The organism is Bradyrhizobium sp. NBAIM08 (assembly GCF_020193935.1).
GTDB classification, from domain to species: Bacteria; Pseudomonadota; Alphaproteobacteria; order Rhizobiales; family Xanthobacteraceae; genus Bradyrhizobium; species Bradyrhizobium yuanmingense.
Genome location: NZ_JADYVR010001200.1, coordinates 1 through 390, shown reverse-complemented (window position 1 = coordinate 390; position 390 = coordinate 1). Strand labels below are relative to the sequence as shown.

Sequence of the window (390 nt, the reverse complement as noted above, 5' to 3'; positions counted from 1 at the left end):
CAGAAGAAGTCCCCCGTACCGTCGTGCAAGAAGAGAAGCTCGTCGCCATCGGCATTGCGTGCGAGATCGGTCATCGATTTCGACAAGACCCAATATCGGAGCCGCAAGGACGAATTGCTGAGGAGATCGGGAACGGTCCACGGGCTCACGGTTTGTGCCGCATCCAGCCTTGTCAGATCGAACGCGCGCGGTCGCAGCGGTCCTTGCCACGAGGTCCAGCCGGTGGGCGGATGGCGGTGATACATCTGCGTCGCGGGGCCGTAGAAGCCCTCCTTGCCCAGCTCGCGCTCGTAGGTCCCCTTCGGCAGGTCGGCATGGGCTTGCCGCGAGGCGGTGCCTTCTACGCGCGGGAAGGAAATGTATTTCGGCATCAGATGATCGCCCCTCCTC

Annotated in this window: 1 protein-coding gene; it reads right to left on the bottom strand. The window is 62.8% G+C overall.

Annotated features, from left to right (window positions below):
- The coding region (locus I6F37_RS44135) for a hypothetical protein (protein WP_225155005.1) at positions 1 to 371 on the bottom strand (371 nt) is incomplete at its 3' end.
- Between the last annotated feature and the right edge of the window lie 19 nt (positions 372 to 390).